The organism is Actinomyces israelii, from assembly GCF_030253495.1.
GTDB classification, from domain to species: Bacteria; Actinomycetota; Actinomycetes; order Actinomycetales; family Actinomycetaceae; genus Actinomyces; species Actinomyces israelii.
Genome location: NZ_CP124548.1, coordinates 2,950,224 through 2,971,100, shown reverse-complemented (window position 1 = coordinate 2,971,100; position 20,877 = coordinate 2,950,224). Strand labels below are relative to the sequence as shown.

At 73.4% G+C, this 20,877-nt stretch carries 16 protein-coding genes; 10 read left to right on the top strand and 6 right to left on the bottom strand.

Annotated features, from left to right (window positions below):
- The first annotated feature begins 23 nt into the window (after positions 1-23).
- Together rplQ and AIF0345_RS12405 are read left to right on the top strand one after the other, a co-directional pair.
- The gene (gene rplQ, locus AIF0345_RS12410; protein ID WP_285296332.1) at positions 24-584 is read left to right on the top strand and encodes a 50S ribosomal protein L17; all 561 of its coding nucleotides are present in this window, start codon (positions 24-26) and stop codon (positions 582-584) included.
- Between the two features lie 268 nt (positions 585-852).
- Entirely contained in the window at positions 853-2,211 is a 1,359-nt protein-coding gene (locus AIF0345_RS12405) for a hypothetical protein (RefSeq protein ID WP_285296331.1), read from the top strand.
- A gap of 84 nt (positions 2,212-2,295) precedes the next feature.
- On the opposite strand, the gene AIF0345_RS12400 is transcribed toward AIF0345_RS12405, so the two are convergent.
- On the bottom strand, positions 2,296-3,063 hold the full coding sequence (locus tag AIF0345_RS12400; protein WP_043558942.1) for an ROK family protein: 768 nt from the start codon (positions 3,061-3,063) through the stop codon (positions 2,296-2,298).
- Positions 3,064-3,287: 224 nt separating this feature from the next.
- Here AIF0345_RS12400 and AIF0345_RS12395 point away from each other — a divergent pair, with 224 nt between their 5' ends.
- From AIF0345_RS12395 to AIF0345_RS12365, 7 genes are all read left to right on the top strand, one after another.
- A complete protein-coding gene (locus AIF0345_RS12395) occupies positions 3,288-4,244 on the top strand; it encodes a tRNA pseudouridine synthase A (protein WP_052374470.1) in 957 nt (318 codons plus the stop codon).
- A gap of 272 nt (positions 4,245-4,516) precedes the next feature.
- Entirely contained in the window at positions 4,517-4,960 is a 444-nt protein-coding gene (rplM, locus tag AIF0345_RS12390; RefSeq protein ID WP_043558619.1) for a 50S ribosomal protein L13, read from the top strand.
- Positions 4,961-5,003: 43 nt separating this feature from the next.
- A complete protein-coding gene (rpsI, locus tag AIF0345_RS12385; protein WP_043558616.1) occupies positions 5,004-5,498 on the top strand; it encodes a 30S ribosomal protein S9 in 495 nt (164 codons plus the stop codon).
- A gap of 229 nt (positions 5,499-5,727) precedes the next feature.
- Complete coding sequence (locus AIF0345_RS12380; protein ID WP_285296330.1) at positions 5,728-7,284, top strand: Re/Si-specific NAD(P)(+) transhydrogenase subunit alpha; 1,557 nt, start codon at positions 5,728-5,730, stop codon at positions 7,282-7,284.
- A gap of 34 nt (positions 7,285-7,318) precedes the next feature.
- Positions 7,319-8,770, top strand: coding sequence for an NAD(P)(+) transhydrogenase (Re/Si-specific) subunit beta (locus tag AIF0345_RS12375; RefSeq protein ID WP_404976013.1), 1,452 nt, complete (start codon positions 7,319-7,321; stop codon positions 8,768-8,770).
- 68 nt (positions 8,771-8,838) lie between these two features.
- On the top strand, positions 8,839-9,942 hold the full coding sequence (locus AIF0345_RS12370) for an ATP-binding cassette domain-containing protein (protein WP_285296328.1): 1,104 nt from the start codon (positions 8,839-8,841) through the stop codon (positions 9,940-9,942).
- Positions 9,939-10,772 (top strand): ABC transporter permease, encoded by an 834-nt coding sequence (locus tag AIF0345_RS12365; RefSeq protein WP_043558612.1) that lies wholly within the window; start codon positions 9,939-9,941, stop codon positions 10,770-10,772. Before AIF0345_RS12370 ends, AIF0345_RS12365 begins: the two co-directional genes overlap by 4 nt.
- A gap of 22 nt (positions 10,773-10,794) precedes the next feature.
- Here AIF0345_RS12365 and AIF0345_RS12360 read toward each other — a convergent pair whose 3' ends face one another.
- The 4 genes from AIF0345_RS12360 to coaA form a co-directional block, all read right to left on the bottom strand.
- Positions 10,795-14,100: an ATP-binding protein gene (locus AIF0345_RS12360; RefSeq protein ID WP_285296327.1), complete on the bottom strand. Its 3,306-nt coding sequence runs from the start codon at positions 14,098-14,100 to the stop codon at positions 10,795-10,797.
- Positions 14,097-15,458, bottom strand: coding sequence for a phosphoglucosamine mutase (gene glmM / locus AIF0345_RS12355; protein WP_268918749.1), 1,362 nt, complete (start codon positions 15,456-15,458; stop codon positions 14,097-14,099). Before glmM ends, AIF0345_RS12360 begins: the two co-directional genes overlap by 4 nt.
- A 263-nt stretch (positions 15,459-15,721) precedes the next feature.
- Positions 15,722-17,212, bottom strand: a complete 1,491-nt coding sequence (locus AIF0345_RS12350) for a dihydrolipoyl dehydrogenase family protein (protein WP_285296325.1) — start codon at positions 17,210-17,212, stop codon at positions 15,722-15,724.
- Between the two features lie 211 nt (positions 17,213-17,423).
- Positions 17,424-18,419, bottom strand: coding sequence for a type I pantothenate kinase (gene coaA / locus AIF0345_RS12345; RefSeq protein WP_229118281.1), 996 nt, complete (start codon positions 18,417-18,419; stop codon positions 17,424-17,426).
- Between the two features lie 114 nt (positions 18,420-18,533).
- Here coaA and glmS point away from each other — a divergent pair, with 114 nt between their 5' ends.
- Entirely contained in the window at positions 18,534-20,429 is a 1,896-nt protein-coding gene (glmS, locus tag AIF0345_RS12340) for a glutamine--fructose-6-phosphate transaminase (isomerizing) (protein WP_268918747.1), read from the top strand.
- Here glmS and AIF0345_RS12335 read toward each other — a convergent pair.
- Positions 20,416-20,865 carry a holo-ACP synthase gene (locus AIF0345_RS12335; protein WP_285296323.1) on the bottom strand — a complete coding sequence of 150 codons (450 nt, stop codon included), beginning with the start codon at positions 20,863-20,865 and terminating at the stop codon, positions 20,416-20,418. The genes glmS and AIF0345_RS12335 overlap by 14 nt on opposite strands.
- Positions 20,866-20,877: the final 12 nt, after the last annotated feature.

The window sequence follows — 20,877 nt, the reverse complement described above, 5'->3', positions numbered from 1 at the left end:
CGTCATTTCACTAGGAGACAACCATGCCTCGCCCAACCAAGGGTCCCCGCCTGGGTGGAAGCGCCCAGCACGAGCGCCACATGCTGGCCAACCTCGCCACCCAGCTCATCATCCACGAGTCGATCACGACGACGGAGGCCCGCGCCCGGCGCCTGCGCCCCTACGCCGAGAAGCTCATCACCAAGGGCAAGCGCGGCGACCTGCACGCCCGCCGCACTGTGATGAAGAAGATCACGGACAAGTACGCCGTCTACCGCCTCTTCGAGGAGCTCGCCCCCCAGTTCGAGGGGCGCAACGGCGGCTACACCCGCATTATCAAGACCAGGCCGCGCAGGGGCGACAACGCTCCCATGGCCGTGATCTCGCTGGTCCTGGAGCCCGTGGCCAAGAAGGAGGCTGTGGCCGACGCCGTCGAGACCGCCAAGCGGGCCGCTGCCAAGGCCGCGACCGACCGCGCCGAGGGGACCGAGCAGGCCGGGGAGGGTGCCGACCAGACGGAGGAGGCCTCCGTGCAGGCGCCCTCCGCCGGTGCCGACGGTGCCGCCGATGCCGCCGACAAGGGCGACGAGGCGCCCGGCGCCTGAGGCCTGTGCGCACGCTCTCCGCGCCGTGGGGTCCGGTCGCCGACTGGCGACCGGACCCCACGGCTGTCGTAGACGTCTCATAATCACATATTTGTCGTGACAAGACTCACGCTTGATTTCGATGTTCTTCCCTTATGAGGTTTCACTTTGGTCACGATCGCGCTAGGCTGATCCGGTAACTCAAGTTGCGATCTACCCCGATGGAGTTCCCATGCCTCTAGCAAGAACATCTGCCAGCAGGCCGACCACGCGATCCCTGACGCGGCGTGTGGTTGGCGTGTTCGCCGCCACCGGTCTCGCCACGACCCTGGGCTGGGCCGCACTGGCCGTGCCCGTGGCCCAGGCCGACGACCCGGGACCCGTGAACGTCACCAATGTCGTCACCAAGTCGAACAACGCCGAGAGCTGGGCCCAGCTCAGCATCACCGCTGACTGGAACGCCGACCACCCGAAGGCCGGGCAGACCCTGACCCTCGACCTCGGCGAGGGGCTGCAGTGGGCCAGCGGCGTTGACTTCAAGCTCGTCAAGAAGGACGACCCGTCGGTCACCCTCGGCGACTGCACCGCGGTCATCAACTCCCAGCACCTGACCTGCACTCTCAACGACACCGTCGAGCAGTGGGACCACGTCGTCGGCACCCTGTCGGCCCGCGGCCAGATCACCCCCGACCTCATCGGCAAGAAGGAGTCGACGGTCGTTGCCAACGGCAAGACCTTCAAGGTCGTCCCCGGTGACAGCGACGGCGACGGCACCTGCGACACCGACCACTGCGACGGCGTGATCCCCGAGCAGGCCCGCAAGAAGAACGCCAAGATCGGCTGGATGAGCGACCTGAAGGACGGCACCTACACCTGGACCTGGACGGTCAACGTCTACGGCTCCACCTCCTACACCGTCGTCGACCCCGAGGGCACCTACAGCAAGGTCGAGTGCACGAACTCCGACTGGTCCCAGAAGTGGAGGGTGACCGACGTCAAGAACGACAAGGACAACCACACGGTCTCCTGGTCGGTTGACAACAGCGAGACCGTCTGCCGAGTCTTCTACACCTCGACCTCCAGCACGGACTCCGACACCAAGGACAACACGGCCACGGTCAACGGCGAGAACCTGACCGCCACGGCGAAGGCCCGCACCGTCGGCCAGGGCGACGGCGACGGAACCAACGACGAGCCGACCCCGACTCCCTCGGTCGTCCCCACGGAGCCCGCTCCGACCGCCGAGCCGACTGCGACCCCGTCCGTGACGCCCACCAACCCCTCCAACCACGGCGGCTCCAACGACGCCGGCGGTAACGAGAGGAAGGGCGGTGGAGACGTGGAGATCCCCGCCAACCCCGTCCTGCCCGAGGTTCCGATCGAGCCCGACGACGGCGCGGAGAAGCCCGGTGACAACGGCCAGGGCCAGGGTGGCGCGGAGAAGCCCGCAGCCCCGGAGCAGCCCGCTGCGCCGGCCGCCGGTGAGCCCGTTGCCGCCACGACCGACGCGGTCGCCGCTCCGGCTACCGAGCCCAAGAAGCCCGCGCTGGCCCACACCGGTGCCGCCGCCGGCGCGACCGGCCTGGCCGCCGTCGCGGCCCTGGCCGCCGGTGGTCTCGGCCTGAAGCTGTCGCGCCGCCGCGCCTGAGGGCGAGGCGCCCCGCAGCGCATCTGAATAACCACCGGTCCCCCGGCTCGGCTGAGCCGGGGGACCGGTGCGTGTGTGCGGGCCTCAGGAGCGGGCCGCGCGAGCCATCTCCCAGCATCGGGCGCCACCGGTCATGCCGGCCTCGTTGGGGACCACGACGACGTCGTCGCCGATCCTGCTGAGCTGGAAGGCGGTGATGCGGCGGGAGTTGCCACCGCCGAGGTACAGGCGGTCCCACAGGTACATGGGCCGCAGCGCATCGACCACCCGCCGCACCCGGCGCGACCAGTGCGCGTCGCCCAGGCGCAGGCGCTCGTGCTCGCCGATGTAGTCGTCATAGGTCAGGCCCCAGCGCACCGGCCCCTGGGAGACCTCGACGTGCGGGGCGAGGATCCCGTTGTCGAAGACCGCGTTGCCCAGCCCCGTCCCCAGCGTCACGATCATCTCGTGCCCGCGGCCCGTGACGACCCCGCACCCCGCCACCTCGGCGTCGTTGAGTATGAGGGAGGGGATCCCGAGGCGGGCGGCGATCGCCTCGCCCATGTCGAAGCGGGCCCACTGCTCGACCAGCTCGGGCAGGACCCGGGACCGGGGGCCGTCCCTGGTGATGTAGTGGGGCGTGGCGATGACGACGCCGTGGCGGATCATGCCCGGCATGCCGACCGTCACCCGGTCGGCCTGGGGCAGCTGCTCGGCCAGGCCCGCGATCGTCTCGACCAGCTTGGCCGGGGGCAGCGGGTAGGGGGTGGGGGTGCGCACGGCGCGGGAGACGATGGCGCCGGCGGCGTCGAGCACCGAGGCCTTGATGCCGCCGCCGCCGCAGTCGACGGAGAGCGTGGAGATCGTGGTCACGGGCACGACGCTACCGCGTCGACCGCCCGCGCGCGCCGCCCGCGGGCGCGCCAGATGCCCGGTTCCGACAGCGCGGAGCGCGTCGGGCGGGCCCGCGGCCCCCTTCGCCAAGACCGGTAGATCTCGACAAGAAGAAGAGGGCGGGGGCTGTGGAGCCGAGCGAAGGACGCCTCTTCGCACGCCACCCCCGGACTCAATCGTCCGGACGTGATCGAATGGCCCCTATGACCGAGACCCTTCGCACTGCGGGGGAGCGGGACCCGCGAGTCCTCCGCCTGCGCCTGGACCTGGCCTACGACGGCGCCGCCTTCAGCGGCTGGGCCGCGCAACCGGGCCTGCGCACCGTCGAGGGCGTCCTGACCGACGCCCTGCGCACGGTCCTGCGCTCGCCCGTCAGGCTGACGGTGGCGGGCCGCACCGACGCCGGCGTGCACGCCGCCGCCCAGGTGGCGCACCTGGACGTGAGCCGGGAGGCCTGGGCGGGGCTGCCGGGGCGCTCCGACCGGCCCCCCGGGACCGCCCTGCTCGCCCGCCTGGCCGGGGTCCTGGCGCGCGAGGCCCGCGGCCTGCCCGGCACGCCGCGCGGCGCCTCTGACATCGCGGTCACCGGCGCCCGCGTGGTGCCCGCCGCCTTCGACGCCCGGTTCTCCGCCGTCGGCCGCCGCTACGTCTACCGGATCGCCGACGCCGGTTCGCCGCGCGATCCCGCCCGCCGCGGGCAGGTCCTGTGGGAGGCCGGGCGCCTCGACGTCGACGCCATGGCGGCATCGGCCGCGCCGCTGCTGGGAGAGCACGACTTCCTGTCCTACTGCAGGCCGCGCGCCGGCGCCACGACCATCCGCACCCTGCGCCGCCTGGAGTGGCGGCGGGCGGCCACCGGGGACCCGGGCGGTGACGCCGGACTGGTCGCCCTGACGGTGGAGGCCGACGCCTTCTGCCACTCCATGGTGCGATCCCTGGTCGGGGCCGGCATCGCGGTCGGGCGGGGCCGCAGGCCCCCGGCATGGCCCGCAGCGCTGCTGGCGGCGCGCTCGCGCCGGGACGCCGCGCCGCTCGCCCCGGCCCACGGGCTCACCCTGGAGGCCGTGGACTACCCCGCCGACGACGAGCTGGCGGCGCAGGCCGAGCGCGCGCGGACCCTGCGCGGTCCCGCACGCGGGGGAAGGGGCCGCTGCTGCTGAGGAGGCCGTCTCGCGGGGCTGCCGACGGGCCGTTGCGGGCGCGTGGCGGGATTCACGTGCGGTAACGAGCGGTTCCTTTGACCCCCATCCGGCGCCGCCGGTATCGTATGAGGGCGTCGTGCAGCACGCGATCGCATCCGTGGTGTCGTCCCACTCGCCCGGGTCGCCGGTGCGCCGACCACTCACCTGACCATGGTGGTCTCGTCGTCCAGTGATGCTTCAGCGCTGGTTCCGGCGCGTCCACTCGCCAAAGAGAAACGAAGGCAACGCCCGTGCGCACGTACACACCGAAGCCTGGCGACGTCGAGAAGAACTGGTACGTCATTGACGCCACCGACGTCGTCCTCGGCCGCCTCGCGGCTCAGGCCGCGACCCTGCTCCGTGGGAAGCACAAGCCCCAGTTCGCCCCCAATGAGGACTGCGGCGACTACGTCATCATTGTCAACGCCGACAAGGTCGTCCTGACCAACGGCAAGGCCGACCGGAAGCTCGCCTACCGCCACTCGGGCTATCCTGGCGGCCTCAAGGCGATCTCCTACCGCGACCTGCTGGCGACCCGCCCGGAGCGCGCCGTCGAGAAGGCCGTCAAGGGCATGGTGCCCCACACCAGGCTCGGCCGTGCCCAGCTCAAGAAGCTCAGGGTCTACGCGGGTGCGGAGCACCCGCACGCCTCGCAGAACCCGCAGCCCTTCGAGATCACCCAGGTCGCCCAGTAAGCGCCCCGGCGCCCGGCACCCCGCGACAAGCAAAGGACACATTGTGGCTGAGACCACTGTTGACATCGACGCGCTGGACGAGGAGAACGCCCCCTCCAGCTACACCACCGAGACCACCGGCTCATCCGAGGGCCGTGGCCAGTCCATCACCGCTCCCGGCGCCGGCCTGGGCCGCCGCAAGGAGGCCGTCGCCCGCGTCCGCCTCATCCCCGGCACCGGCCAGTGGACCCTGAACGGCCGCAGCCTGGAGGACTACTTCCCCAACAAGCTGCACCAGCAGCTCGTGCGGGCCCCCTTCACCGTGCTCGACCTCGAGGGCCGTTTCGACGTCATCGCCCGCATCAACGGCGGCGGCGTCTCCGGGCAGGCCGGCGCCCTGCGCCTGGGCATCGCCCGCGCCCTGAACGAGATCGACCGCGACGCCAACCGCGCCACCCTGAAGAAGGCGGGCTTCCTGACCCGCGACGCCCGCGTCGTCGAGCGCAAGAAGGCCGGTCTGCACAAGGCCCGCCGCGCCCCGCAGTACTCCAAGCGCTGATCCGCGCCGGAGACGCCCGGCCGCGCGACAGCGGCGCCCCGCCTTCCCGTCAGCGCGACGGGCGGGCGGGGCGCCGTCGTCCCCTCATGGCCCCGCCCGGGTCATCACGTCCCTATCACGGATATTACCGGCATGTATTGACACGCCCCTTAAAGTTCTCCTCATCCACCCGTGGCGGGGCCGCCGCCCTTGCCGCGGCCCCTTCCACCTGCGGCCACGAGGAGAGGTCATGGACATAGGAGTCCCTCACGAGCAGCCGGAGCAGGCGCCCATCGCCGCCACGCCGCAGTCGGTGGAGAAGCTGGTCTCCCTGGGGTACACGGTCCGTGTCGAGCGCGGCGCCGGGACCGTCGCCCACATCCCCGACGACGACTACCGGGAGGCGGGCGCGGACCTGGTCGATGCGGAGGCGGCGTGGGGGTGCGAGGTGGTCCTGGCCGCCCACACGCCGTCGAGCCGGGAGCTGGGCCTCATGCGCCGCGGCGCGATACTCATCAGCAGGCTGGACCCGGCCCGTCGCCCCGGGCTGCTGGAGAACCTGAGGGCGCGCGACCTCACCGCGCTCGCGGTGGACGCCGTGCCGCGCCTGTCCCGGGCCCAGGCCATGGACGTGCTCTCCTCCCAGGCGAACCTGGCCGGCTACCGCGCCGTCATCGAGGCCGCGGCGCACCTGGGCCGCCCCCTGGGAGGGCAGGTGACGGCGGCGGGCAAGTTCGAGCCCGCGCGCGTCTACGTCATCGGCGCCGGCGTGGCGGGGCTGGCCGGGATCGGCGCCGCCCGTTCGCTGGGCGCCGTCGTGCGCGGCACCGACGTGCGCCCCGAGGTCGCCGAGCAGGTGGAGTCCATGGGCGCGAGCTTCGTCCCCCTGCCCGCCGCGCAGGAGGAGTCCCGGGACGGGTACGCCACCGAGATGGCCGCCGACCAGGCCGCCGCCGCTGCCGCCCTGTACGCCGACGAGGCCGCGCAGGCCGACGTGGTCATCACCACGGCCGCCATCCCCGGGCGCCGGGCCCCGCTGCTGCTCGACCGGGAGGCGGTCGAGGGCATGCGGCCGGGCTCTGTCGTCATCGACATGGCCGCGGGCACGGGCGGCAACACCGAGCTGACGGTCCCCGGCCGGGTGGTCACCACCGGGGGCGGCGTCGCCGTCGTCGGCCTCACCGACCTGGCCTCCCGCCTGCCGCTGCAGTCCTCCCTGCTCTACAGCCAGAACCTCGTCAACCTGCTGGACCTGATGACCCCGGCCGGGGACGGGGCGCTCGCGCTGGACCTGGACGACGAGGTGGTCCGCACCATCACCGTCTGCCATGACGGCGAGATCCTGTGGCCGCCGCCGCCCGTGAGCGTGTCGGCCGCTCCGAGCGCCGCCGGCGGGCCCGCCGAGGCCGAGCAGCCCGGCGGACCCGACGCGGCGGAGGCGCCGGTCGCGCAGGACCGGCCCCGCTCCCGCCGACGCCGGATCGTGCTCGGACTCGTCGTCGCCCTGGCCGCCGCCCTCGTCCTCATCACCCCGGCGGCGGCCACCAGCCACTACATCGTGCTCGCGCTGTCGATCATCCTGGGCTTCCACGTCATCTCGAACGTCACCCCCGCCCTGCACACGCCGCTGATGTCGGTGACCAACGCCATCTCGGGCATCATCCTGCTCGGCGCGATCTCGCAGATCGGCAACGCGGACCCGCGCATCGCCGCCGTCGCCTTCGCGGCGACCGTGCTGGCCACCATCAACGTCTTCGGCGGCTTCGCGGTCACGCACCGCATGCTCGCCATGTTCAGGAAGGGCTGAGACCGTGCTGACTGCGCTGACCGCGCCGGCCGCACTGACCGCGCCGGCTGAGCCGACCGTGTCCGCCACGGGCCTCGCCTCCCCGATCGCCCTGGCCTACGTGGCCGCCGCCATCCTGTTCATCCTCGCGGCCGCCGGACTGTCCCGGCACGAGACGGCCGTGGCCGGCAACGTCGCCGGCGCGTTCGGCATGGCGGTCGCCGTCGCCGCCGTGGCCGGACTGACCCTGGCCACCGGGCCCGGGCAGGGCGTCGTCGTCACCGCCCTCCTCATCGCCCTGGCGCTGGGCCTGGGCGCGGTCATCGGGCTGGCGCTCGCCGGACGGGTCGCCATGACCGGCATGCCCCAGCTCATCGCCGTCCTCAACGGCCTGGTGGGGCTGGCCGCCGTGCTCGTCGGGTACAGCTCCTACGTCCAGCCCGACCCTCTGGCCGAGTCGCTGGGCGCCTTCCACCTGGGGGAGGTGTTCCTGGGCGTCTTCGTGGGGGCGGTGACCTTCACCGGCTCGGTGCTCGCCGCCCTCAAGCTCGCCGGTCGCATCCCGGGGCGACCGCTGACGCTGCCGGGGCGCAACCTGCTCAACCTGCTCGTGCTGGTGGCGTGCCTGGGGCTCATGGTCGCCTTCGTGGTCCTGCCGCAGGGCTCGAGGGCCGCCTGGACGTGCCTGGCGGTCATGACGGCGCTCGCCCTCCTGCTGGGAATCCACCTGGTGGTCGCCATCGGCGGCGGCGACATGCCGGTGGTGGTGTCCATTATGAACTCCTACTCGGGATGGGCCTCGGCCTTCACCGGCTTCATGGTCAACAATGACCTGCTCATTATCACCGGCGCGCTGGTGGGCTCCTCGGGCGCCTACCTGTCCTACCTCATGTGCCGGGCCATGAACCGCTCCTTCGTCTCCGTGCTGCTGGGCGGCTTCGGAACCGACTCCGGCGCCCCAGCCCGGGGTGACGGGCAGCAGGGCGCGGTCCACCGGACCGACCCCTCCCGCGTGGCCCACGACCTGCAGGCGGCACGGCGCGTCGTCGTCACCCCCGGGTACGGGATGGCGGTGGCCCAGGCGCAGTACCCCGTCGCCACGCTCGCCGAGATGCTGCGGGGCGAGGGGATCGAGGTCGCCTTCGGCATCCACCCCGTCGCCGGGCGCCTTCCCGGGCACATGAACGTGCTCCTGGCCGAGGCGAAGGTCCCCTACGACATCGTCCTGGAGATGGACGAGATCAATGACGACTTCGGCAGGGTCGACATCGTCCTGGTCATCGGCGCCAACGACACCGTCAACCCCGCGGCCGAGGAGCCCGGCTCGCCGATCGCCGGCATGCCGGTGCTGCGCGTGTGGGAGGCCGCACAGGTCGTGGTGTTCAAGCGCTCCATGGCCACCGGCTACGCGGGCGTGCAGAATCCGCTGTTCCTCAAGGAGAACACCTCCATGCTCTTCGGCGACGCCAAGGAGACGGTGGAGGCGATCATCCGGGCCCTGGAGTGAGCGGGCGGGGGCACCCGTGAAGCCGGGGCGAAGGCGGTCTGAAACCGCGGGGGCCCACCCTCGTGGGTATGACAGCTCAGACAGCAACGCAGACATCGCCTTCCCGGGCGTCCTCGCCGCCGGCCGTCGAGACCGACGGCCTGACCCGCACCTTCGGCTCCTTCACAGCCGTCGACTCCCTGGACCTGACGATCCCCACCGGCATCGTCTACGGCCTGCTCGGCCCCAACGGCGCCGGCAAGTCCACGGCCCTGCGCATGATCACCACGCTGCTGGCGCCCAGCGGCGGCAGCGCCCGGGTCCTGGGGCACGACGTCGTGGCCGAGCGCCACGCCGTGCGCAGCGTCATCGGGGTGACCGGCCAGTACGCCAGCGTCGACGAGATACTCACCGGGGTTGAGAACCTCCGGCTCTTCGGCCGCCTGTTGGGGCTGGGCCGGCGCCGGGCGCGCGAGCGGGCCGATGAGCTGCTGGCCTCCTTCGCCCTGACCGGGGCCGGCGGCAAGCGGGTCAGCGGCTACTCCGGCGGCATGCGACGCAGGCTCGACCTGGCCGTCTCGCTCATCGCCGCACCCCCGCTGGTCTTCCTCGACGAGCCCACCACCGGGTTGGACCCGCGCACCCGCGAGCAGATGTGGGACGTCATCCGCTCCCTGGTGGCCGGCGGCTCCACCATCCTGCTGACCACCCAGTACCTGGAGGAGGCCGACCGGCTGGCCCACCGCATCGGCATTATCGACGACGGCCGGCTCATCGCCGAGGGCACGGCCGACGAGCTCAAGGACCGGGTGGGCAGCAGCGCCCTCGTCCTGACCCCGACCGCGCCCGGCGACCGGGCCGCCACCGCCGCGATCATCGAGCGGGTGACCGGCCGCGCCCCCGCGATCATCGACCAGGGAGCCCGCCTCCAGACACCCCTGAGCGAGGCGGCCGTGGCCACCGAGGTGCTCGTGGCCCTGCGCGACGCCGGCCTGCCGCCCAGGACCGTCTCGGTGGACCGCCCCAGCATGGACTCGGTCTTCATGGCCCTGACCGGCGGGCCCCGGGATCACTCCGAGGAGAAGCCCCCGGCGCCGGCCGGGCCCTCGGTCCCCGCGCCGTCATCGTCCGCCACGCGCCCCCTGCCGCGCCCCTCATCCGCCCGCCCCTCCGAGAACCGGGAGCAGTCATGACCTCCACCGCCTCTACGACCGCAACCGCCCCCACAACCGCCTACCGCCCCGCCGCCTCCCGCTTCAGCGAGGCGCGACTGGTCCCGGACACCGCCGCCATGGCCTGGCGCTCCCTGATCACCATGGTGCGCAACCCCGGGGAGTCCTACGACATCCTCATCCAGCCGGTGATCTTCACCGTCATGTTCGGTCAGCTCTTCGGCGGGGCCATCGCCGGGGACGTCAAGGCCTACCTGCCCACGATCGTCTCCGGCCTGGTGATCATCAACGCGCTCACCACCAGCCAGAGCGTGGGCGTGGACCTGCGCGAGGACATGGACAAGGGGGTCTTCGACCGCTTCCGCACCATGCCGATGTCGCGCATCGCCCCGGTTCTGGGCCCCATGGTGGCCGACGTGCTGCGCTACCTCATCTGCACCTCGCTGACGATCGCCACCGGCGCGGTCATGGGCTACCGCCCGGTCAACGGCTGGTCGGGAGCCGCCGGCGCCGTCGTCCTGGCCGGCGGCTGCGCCTGGGCCATCGCCTGGGGGTTCCTGTTCCTGGGGACGCTCTTCTCCTCGTCGCAGGCGGTCACCTCCTTCGCGGTGATCGTCCTGTTCCCCCTGACCTTCCTGTCCAACGCCATGGTGCCCACCTCGACGCTGCCGGGCTGGCTCAAGGCCTTCACCCGCAACAACCCGGTCTCGCACATTGTGGGCGGCTGCCGCTACCTGCTGGACGGGACGGGATCGGCGGCCGACGTGCGCTCGGCCATCATCGGCTCGCTCCTGGTCCTGGCGGTCATGGCCCCGTGGACGATCGCCCGCTACCAGCGGCGCAATGCCTGATCCGGGGTCCTCGCGGGCCCGCTCAGCCGGCCTCGTCCGCCAGACGGCGGGCGAGGCCGGCCGCGCGGGTGAGCAGCCGGGCGCGGTCCAGGTGCCGCGCCCGCTCCTCGGCCACGGCCATTGCCCGGTCGTCCAGCGCCCGGGCGCGGGTGCGCAGGTAGCCGTGGGAGAGCAGGCGGCAGGTCTGGTTGGTGCCCACGGCCAGGGCGGTGGCCACCAGCTCGGCGCCGGCGGCCCTCCGGTCCGCACCCCGGCTGCCGTCCCAGCCCGCCGGGCCCTCCTCCTGCCCGGCGCCCGCCATGACTGACAGCCCCACGGCCGCGGCGAAGGCCATGACGGCGGGCACGTCGCGCTGCCGGGGGGCGGGATCGGCCAGCATGTCGCGCAGGAGGGGCACTGCCCGGGCGCGGATGCCGGAGGCGTCGAGCTCCGCCGCGTCGTCCCGATCGAGCTCGACGTCGGTGACCAGGCACATGCCCAGGATGTAGAGCTCCCACGGGGACCCCGCGCCCATAATGGTGCGCCACCTCCCGGCGTAGCGCATGCTCTCGCGCTGGATGAGGGCGGCCTCGCGGGTGCGCCCCTGAACCAGCTCCAGCTCGCCGCTGACGGACCGGGCCACGAAGCGCAGGGTGCCGGGCAGGCCGGTGAGGTCGGTCGAGGCCAGGAGGCCGGCGGCCAGGTCCGCATGAGGGCTGGCACAGACCTGGCAGTAGGCCCTCTCCAGCTGTAGTGCCTCCCGGTAGGAGGCGCCCCAGGCCGGCAGCAGGCGGTCCACCAGCGCCAGCGCCCGGGTGCACTCGTCGGCCACCTGCCCGTACCTGCCCAGTGTCATGAGCACCTGGAGGCGGCTGGCGCTCAGCTCGAGCAGGTAGATCCCGGCCAGGTCCGCTCCCCGCAGCCGGCCGCGGAGCGTCTCGACGACATCCAGGGCGGCCTGCGGCCTGCCCTCGTTCTCCAGCTGGGCGGACAGGCAGCGGCCGGCGATCCAGGCCACCCACGGATCGGCGTCGTGGACCAGGTCCGGCCACTGCCGGGCCGGGGAGCGCAGGAAGCGCCGGACCCGCGCCATCGGCCCCTCGCCGTCGAAGGAGCGGGGCAGGCTCTCACCGGCCTGCTCGGGCAGAGGGCCGAGTAGCCCGGAGAGGCCGGCGTGCAGGGCCAGGAGGCTGAGCCGGGCCTCGTTGCCTCGCAGGCTCCGGGCCGGCAGCGCGGCCAGCTCGACCAGGCGCGGCGCGTAGTCGGCCAGGCGGTCATAGCTCCAGGTGACGCTCCACAGCCGCATGAGGGCGGCGCCGATGAGGCAGGCGGCGTCCGAGTCGTCGTCCCGGCCGGGTCCGCCGGCCGCCACCTGCTGCAGCACGTGCTCGAGCTCCTGGACCACGACGGCCTCGTCGTCGATCAGCTGCTGGAAGACGCGGTTCTGCCGCTCGGCCTGCGGGCTGTCGATGTCGCCGAAGCTGCGTGCCCCCAAGGGCAGGCGGACCTCGGAGCACACTGCGACCACCCAGTCGTGCAGGCGGCGCCGGGCGGCCGCCTCGCCGCCGGAGCCGGCCAGCCGGGCCAGGGCGAAGTCCCTGACGGTGACGAGCATGTGAAAGCGGGGGATGCCGCGGTCGCGCACATTGAGCAGGCAGTGGCCCGCCAGGGCGTCGAGAATGTCGGCGGCCCCGGGCCCGACGAGGGCCTCGGCGGCGGCGAGGGTGAAGCCGTCGGGCAGCAGCGCCAGGCTCGCCAGGCCGCGTCGCTCGGAATCGTCGAGCAGGTCCCAGGACCAGGCGATGACGGCTCTCAGGGTGCGCTGGCGCGCCGGAGCGTCGCGCGCACCCGCCAGCAGCCCCGGGCGCCCGGGCAGCCGGGCCGCGATCTGGCCCACGGACAGGGTACGGGTCCGGGCGGCCGCCAGCTCGATGGCCAGGGGGATACCCTCCAGGCGGCCCAGGAGCCCCTCGAGGTCCGCCTCGTCGATCATCTGGTCGGGCCGGGCGGCCAGGGCGCGGGCCCGGAAGAGACCGGCGCTGGAGGCGGCATCCAGGGGCTCCAGGCGGTGGACGCGCTCGGCCCCCAGGTCCAGCCGACGGCGCGAGGTGGCCAGCACCCGCAGGTCCGCGCAGGCCGCCAGGAGCGGGCCGATGAGGCCGGTCACCTCCTCCGCCAGGTGCTCGCAGTTGTCCAGGACGAGGAGCGTCCCCGGGGCGGCCAGGGCGGCGGTCAGCGACCTGCGCGCCTCGGCGTCGGCGACCGGCGGGCTCCCCAGCGCGTCGAGCAGGACCCGCACCAGGTCGGCCCCAGGGGCGACGTCGGCCAGGGCGACGACGTACACGGCGGGGCGGCGGCTGCGGGCCGCCACGGCCTGGGCGAGCGTGGTCTTCCCGACGCCGCCCGGCCCGGTGATGGTGACCAGGCGGCGGGTGCTCAGGGCCTTGCCGACGGCCGCGACGTCGTCCTCGCGGCCCAGGAAGTGGTCGGGCGCGGGCTCCAGCCCACGGCGCACCGGGTTCTCCGCGGCCAGGGCCGCCTCGTGGGCGGCGCGCACCGCCGGACCGGGCACGGCCCCCCGCTCGCGCAGACGCAGGCGGTAGCCCTCGTAGATCTCCAGGGCGGCCGCGGGCGAGCGCGTCCAGGCCTCGGCGCGCATGAGCGCGGCCAGGACGGTCTCGTCTCCGGGATCGTCCTCGACGGCGGCGCGCAGCAGGGGCGCCGCCCGCCAGTGCTCGCCGGTGGCCTCCAGGGCGAGGGCGCGTGCGCGCCCTGCGGCCGCGGCGTGGGCGGCGGCGCGCTCGCGGAGCCGGGCCAGGGGGCCCGGCGGGAGGGCGCCGCCGGCGCGCCGCGAGCCCGCTCGCGTCGTCGGCCGGCGGGGAGGGCCCTGGGCCGGGGCGGCTACGGCCCCGCCCTCGGGCGGGCGGGGCAGGCCGTCCGTCAGCTCCAGGACCCGGGACCACCGGCCCGCCGCGGCGCAGGCGCGGGCCGCCTCGGCCCGGGCAGCCAGGTCGCGGGCATCGACGTCCGCGGCGGCGAGGGCCAGCCGGTAGCCGCCGTCGACGCGCTCGACCACGCCGTCCCCCACCAGGGCGCGCACGCGGGAGACGACGACGTGCAGGGCCCGCAGCGGGCGCGCCGGGGCGTCCTCGGGCCACAGGGCCTCAATGATCGCGCCGTCGCCCATACGGGCCTCCTCGCAGTCCGCCAGGGCGGCGAGGAGACCGAGGGGACGGCCGCTGAGCGCCCTGCCGCGCCAGGCCGGCTCGGCCCCCAGCAGGGACAGCGGGTAGGCGGAGGGCTCCCGGGGCCCGGAGCCGCCGCCGGCCCCGGGGCGCGCGGGGCTCACAGGGCGAGGTTGGCCTTCACGACCTCGGCCAGGGAGCGGGCCACGGAGTCCGCCTCGTCCTGGGTGGCGGCCTCCACCATGACGCGCACGAGCGGCTCGGTGCCGCTGGGGCGCAGCAGGACGCGCCCGGTCTCGCCGAGCCCGGCCTCGGCGTCAGCGACGGCGTCCTGGACGGCCCGGTTGGTGCCCGCGGCGGCCTTGTCGACGCCCTTGACGTTGATGAGGGTCTGGGGCAGGCGCGTGACAATGCTCGCCAGCTCGGCCAGGGTCCTGCCGGTGCGCTTGAGGCGGGCGGCGACCCGCAGGGAGGTGAGCACCCCGTCCCCGGTGGTGGCGTGGATGGTGTCGATGACGTGGCCGGACTGCTCGCCGCCCAGGGTGAAGCCTCCCTGAAGCATCTTCTCCAGCACGTAGCGGTCGCCCACGCCAGTCTGGATGATGCGGATGCCGTGCTCTCGCATGGCCAGGAGGAGGCCGAGGTTGCTCATGACGGTCACCACGAGCGTGTCGGAGCCGAGCGTGCCGTCGGCCTTCATGCCCACGGCGAGCATGCCCATGATCTGGTCGCCGTCGACGAGGTTGCCCTCGGTGTCGACGGCCAGGCAGCGGTCGGCGTCGCCGTCGTAGGCCACGCCCATGTCGGCGCCCACGGAGCGCACGTAGCTCTGGAGCTGCTCGGGGTGGGTGGAGCCGCAGTCGGCGTTGATGTTGAGGCCGTCCGGGGAGGCGTTGATGGCGATGACCTCGGCCCCGGCGGCGCGCAGGGCGGCGGGACCGACATTGCTGGCGGCGCCGTTGGAGGCGTCCACGACGATGCGCAGCCCCGACAGGTCGGTGGCCACGGAGTCCACGAGGTGGTTGATGTAGTTCCGGTCGGCGACCGTCTCGCCCTTGACGACGCGGCCCACGCCGGCGCCGGTCGGCAGGTCCTCGACCTTGCCCAGCAGGGACTCGATCTCGTCCTCGACGGCGTCCTCGAGCTTGTAGCCGCCGCGGGCGAAGAACTTGATGCCGTTGTCCTGGAAGGGGTTGTGGGAGGCGGAGATCATGACGCCCAGGTCGATGTCCTGCGTGGCGGTCAGGTGGGCGATGGCCGGGGTGGGCAGGACGCCGACACGGGTGACGTCGACCCCCGAGGAGGCCAGGCCCGCGCTGATGGCGTGGTCGAGGAACTCGCCGCTGGCGCGCGTGTCGCGGCCGACGATGGCGCGCGGACGCCCGGAGCGGGAGCGCTTGGAGGCCGGGGTGTCCCGGGTCAGGACGCGGGCCGCGGCCTCTCCGAGCTGGACGGCCAGGGCCGGGGTGAGCAGGTCGTTGGCCAGGCCTCGCACGCCGTCAGTGCCGAAGAGTCGTGTCATGAGCGGATTCCTCCTGTGCGATAGGTGTCGCGAACACCCCACATCCTTCCACGTGCGCGCGGGTGCCGACGGACACTGATGGGTGCAGATGGGTGCAGATGGGTGCAGATGGGTACTGAGACGCGGAAGCGGCGACTGCAGGAGACGCACGATGCCCCTGGGGCCGAAGCGGTGCGAGTGGTGCGTGTGAGCGCCCGCCGGGCGACCGGCGCGCCGCACGCGCCCGCGGGCCGACCGCCCCGCGCCCGGGGCTCCGGCCGGCGCTACTGGCCGGGGTGGAGAATGTCGGCGGGCAGGGACTCGATGAGGCGCAGCCAGATCTCGCTGGCGGTGGGGTAGGCCGGCACGGCGTGGCGCAGCAGCGGGATCGGGACCTTGGCCGTGATGGCGATGGTGGCGGCGTGGACGAGCTCTCCGGCCTCCGGCCCCACGAAGGTGGCGCCCACGACGGTGCGGCTGGCGCGGTCCACCACGAGGCCCGCCTCCCCCTGGGCGTCGTCGCGCAGCAGGGCGGCGCCGGCGGCGGAGGTGTAGGCGACGCGCGCGGTGACGATGTTCATGCCCGCGTCGCGCGCCTGCGCCTGCGTCAGCCCGCTGGAGGCCACCTGCGGGTCGGTGAAGACCACCTGGGGGATCGGGACGTCGGTGGGCACCGGCTCGGGCGCCCACCCGGCGGCGCGCGCCCCGATCCGCTCGCCCACGATCCGGGCCTGGTACTTGCCCATGTGGGTCAGCGTCGCCTGGCCGCTGGCGTCCCCCACCGCGTAGAGCCACTCCGGGAGCATGCCGGCGACGACGTCGTCGGGGCTCAACCCCACCGTGTCCAGGCCGACTCCGCTCAGGGCGGGCCTGCGCCCAGTGGAGACCAGGACCTCGTCGGCGTCGAAGACCTCCTGGCCGCAGGCCACGCGAACCGCGCCGCCGTGGAGGCGGCCCAGGCCGCGGTCGGTGGCCTGGATCCGCTCGCAGGAGGACACCCGGGCCCCGGCGACCACCCTGATGCCGCGCTCGGTCAGGGCCTCGGTGACGATCTTCGAGGCGAAGAGCTCGGCCCTGCTCAGCAGGCGCGGCCCCCGCACCAGCATGGTCACCGTGCTGCCCAGAGCGGACATCCAGGTCGCGGCCTCGCAGGCCACCACGCCGCCGCCGACGATGACGAACCGGCTGGGCACCTCCTGAACGGCCGTCACGTCGCGGGACCCCCACGCGTGCACGCCCTGCAGCTCGGGGGGGATGACGGGGTGCGAGCCGGTGGCCAGGACGACGGCGTGGCGGGCCTCCAGCAGGCGCAGGCCCTCGGGCGTGCTCACCACCACCCGGCGCTCCCCGTCCAGGCGCGCCCAGCCGCGTATCACGTCGATGCCCGCGCTGGCCGCCCAGAACACCTGCCCGGCGTCGTCGTAGCGGGACACCCACGTGTCACGGCGCTCGAGCAGCCCGGGCACCGAGATCCTGGCGGCCTCCAGGCCCGTGAGGTGGGCGCTGGCGGCGGCCACCTCCAGGGGGCGGAGCAGGGCCTTGCTCGGCATGCAGGCGTAGTACGAGCACTCCCCGCCCACCAGCCCGCCCTCAATGAGCACGGCGCTCAGTCCGCTTCCCTGGGTGGCGTACTGGGCGACGTTCTCCCCGGCCGGGCCCGCGCCGATGACCACGACGTCGTAAACGTTGCGGCCGTCGTGGGCGCCGGCCGGCCGGGGGCCGGAGGACGTGTTATCACCCGGGTTATTGCTGCTGATATCGGCGGTGCTGCTCATGGCGCCGATACTGTCACACGCAAGCGGTTTTCAGGCTGAGCCGTGCCGTTGTTATGTCGTGGAACTTGGTCGGTTTCAACATGGGGCGCTCTTGAGCGCGGACTCGGCCGTGGGGCGGAAATGGGCAGTGGTTCCGAGGGGGGCGGGGGAATGCGCGGTGCCGCCGGGGCGGCGCCGACCCGGCGGCACCCAGACAGTATTCGGGCAGGACTCAGATCTTACGCAGCAGAACCCGGTGCATATGGTGCTGGGAGTCCTTGTGCAGCACCAGGGTGGCCCGCCCCCGGGTCGGAGCGATGTTCTCGCGCAGATTGACCAGGTTGATGCTCTCCCAGACCTCGTTGGCCGCGGCCACGGCGATGTCGTCGCGGATAGTGGCATAGCGCTGGAAATAGGAGCCCGGTTCTCTGAAGGCCGTGCGCTTGAGCGTGAGGAACCGGTCGAGGTACCAGCGGCGGATATCCTCGGGGTCGGCGTCCACGTAGATGGAGAAGTCGATGAAATCGCTGACGGCCAGCGCCGGGGCGTCCGCCTCGCGCTCCGCCGGGCCGGATCCGCGGTCGACCCGGCGGGGGCGCGGCGCCGGCTGGAGGACGTTGAGCCCCTCCAGCACCAGGACGTCGGGCCGCTCGACCACGACGGAGCCCCCGGGCACGATGTCGTAGACGGTGTGCGAGTACACCGGCGCCTCGACCCGCTCGGCCCCCGACTTGACCGCCGCGACGAAGTCGAGCAGGGCCCGCCGGTCGTAGGACTCCGGGAAGCCCTTGCGGGCGCTGAGCCCGCGCTCCTCCAGCACCGCGTTGGGCAGCAGGAAGCCGTCGGTGGTCACCAGCGTGACCTGCGGGGTCTGGGGGAAGCGGGCCAGCAGGTGGGCGATGAGGCGGGCCGTCGTCGACTTGCCCACCGCCACCGAGCCGGCCACGGCGATGACGAAGGGCGTCGGGTGCGGGCCCACCCCCAGGAAGTCCGAGATGCGCCGGGCCCGCTCGCGGGAGGTGGCGATGTAGTCCTCCAGCAGCGCCGTCAACGGCCGGTAGACGACGTCGACCTCCGCCAGGTCGATCGGGTCCCCCAGGCCCCGCAGCTTCTCGACGTCGGCCTGGGTCAGGGGCAGGGGAGTGGTCGAGGCGAGTGCGCGCCACTGGTTGCGGCTGAACTCGATGTAGGGGGACGGCGCGGAGCTCACCGCCCAAGTCTGACGCATCCGCACGGGCGCCGCTCAGGCGCGAGCACCGTGCGCCCCGGAATGCCGCAGGTCTCACGTGATACGGAGGATGACCCGTTGTCTCGTAGGGGCGGGCGTGATTCCATCATCCCCATGTGTGGAATTGTCGGCCATGTCGGCCCCCCGACCCCGTCCGAGCGCTCCCTGGCCGTCCTCATGGACGGCCTGGGGCGCCTGGAGTACCGCGGCTACGACTCCGCCGGCGTCGCCCTCGTGGGCCCCGGCGGGCTCGACGTCGTCAAGGCCGCGGGCAAGCTCGACAACCTGCGCGGGGCGCTGGCGGCCGCCCCGCCTCCCCCCGCGGTCTGCGGCATCGGCCACACGCGCTGGGCGACCCACGGCGGCCCGACGACGGTCAACGCCCACCCGCACCGGGCCGGCAGCGTCGCCGTCGTCCACAACGGCATCATTGAGAACTTCCGCTCCCTGCGCGCCGAGGTGGAGGCAGCCGGCCGCGAGCTGCTGTCGGCCACCGACACCGAGGTCGTCGCCCACCTGCTCGACCTCGACCTGGCCGCCCGCCTCGACGCCGCCGGCGAGGCCCTGGAGGAGGCCGGCGTCGCCGCCCTGCTCGTGGAGTCCATGCGCGCGGTCACCTCCCGCCTGGAGGGCGCCTTCGCGCTCCTGGCCGTCACATCTCTGGCCCCCGGCGCCATCGTCGCCGCCCGCCGCTCCAGCCCCCTGGTCATCGGCCTGGGCGAGGGCGAGAACTTCCTGGGCAGCGACGTGGCCGCCTTCGTCGCCTTCACCAGGCGCGCCGCCGAGGTCGACGACGACCAGGTCCTGCTGCTGACCGCCGACGAGGTCCGCGTGTGGGACGCCGACGGGACCGCCGTCGAGCCCGCCGCCTGGGAGGTCTCCTGGGACGCCTCGGCCGCCGTCAAGGGCGGCTACGAGACCTTCATGGACAAGGAGATCCACGACCAGCCCACCGCCGTGGCCGACACCCTGCGCGGACGCGTGAACGAGGCGGGCGACCTCATCCTGGACGAGATGCGCATCGAGGCCTCCGTGCTGCGCAGCGTGGACAAGATTATCGTCGTCGCCTGCGGCACCGCCGCCTACGCCGGGCACGTCGCCAAGTACGCCATCGAGCACTGGTGCCGCATTCCCGTCGAGATCGAGCTCGCCCACGAGTTCCGCTACCGCGACCCCATCGTGAGCGAGAAGACCCTCACCGTGGCCATCTCCCAGTCCGGGGAGACCATGGACACCATCCAGGCGGTGCGCCACGCCCGCGAGCAGGGCTCGCGCGTCCTGGCGATCGTCAACACCTACGGCTCGACCATCGCCCGCGAGGCCGACGCCGTCCTGTACACCCACGCCGGGCCGGAGGTCGCCGTGGCCTCCACCAAGGCCTTCCTCGCCCAGATCACCGCCTGCTACCTGCTGGGCCTCTACCTGGCCCAGCTGCGCGGCAACAAGTGGCACGACGAGGTCGCCGACTACCTGGCCCAGCTCGAGCGGATGCCCGCCAGGATCCAGCGGCTCCTGAACGAGCAGGAGGAGGACGTCCAAGAGCTCGGCGCAATGCTGGCGGACCGGGCCTCCTTCCTCTTCCTGGGGAGGCACGTCGGCTTCCCCGTCGCCCTGGAGGGGGCGCTCAAGCTCAAGGAGCTCGCCTACGTCCACGCCGAGGGCTTCGCCGCCGGCGAGCTCAAGCACGGCCCCATCGCCCTGGTGGAGGACGGCCTGCCGGTCTTCGTCATCGTGCCCACGCCGCGCCGCCCCGTCCTGCACGACAAGGTCATCTCCAACATCCAGGAGGTCCGCGCCCGCGGCGCCCGCACCATTGTCATCGCCGAGGAGGGCGACGAGGCGGTCACGCCCTTCGCCGACCACGTCATCCGCGTCCCGGCCACGCCGACGCTCATGTGGCCGCTGCTCACGGTCGTCCCGCTGCAGATCTTCGCGGCCGCCCTGGCCAAGGCCAAGGGCCTGGACGTCGACCAGCCGCGCAACCTGGCCAAGTCCGTCACCGTGGAGTGACGGGGGCGCCCGGCGCGGCGCGGCTCCCCGGGGCGTCAGGGCCCTCGCCACCGCCCTCGGCGATGACGAAGGCGAGGGCCCGGCCGTCGTCGTGCGTCAGGGACAGGCGCCAGCCGGCGACCCCCAGCCCGGCCGCGGTGGCCCGCGCGACCCCGTGCAGGGCCAGCCGCGGCGGGGCGCCGGGGGCGGAGACGACCTCGACGTCGGTGTAGCGCCAGCCGCTCGGCGCGCCCCGGCCCGCCTCCGCCAGGGCCGAGCCGAGCGCCTTGACCACCGCCTCCTTGGCCGCGAACCGGCCCGCCAGGCAGGTGGCGCGCCCGGCGCAGGCGGCGCGCTCTTGGGGGGTGAAGAGGCGCCCGGCCAGTGCCGGGACGGATACGAGGCGGGCCTCCAGCCTCCCGACGGCGACCAGGTCCGTGCCGATTCCCAGAATCACACCCGCCAGTGT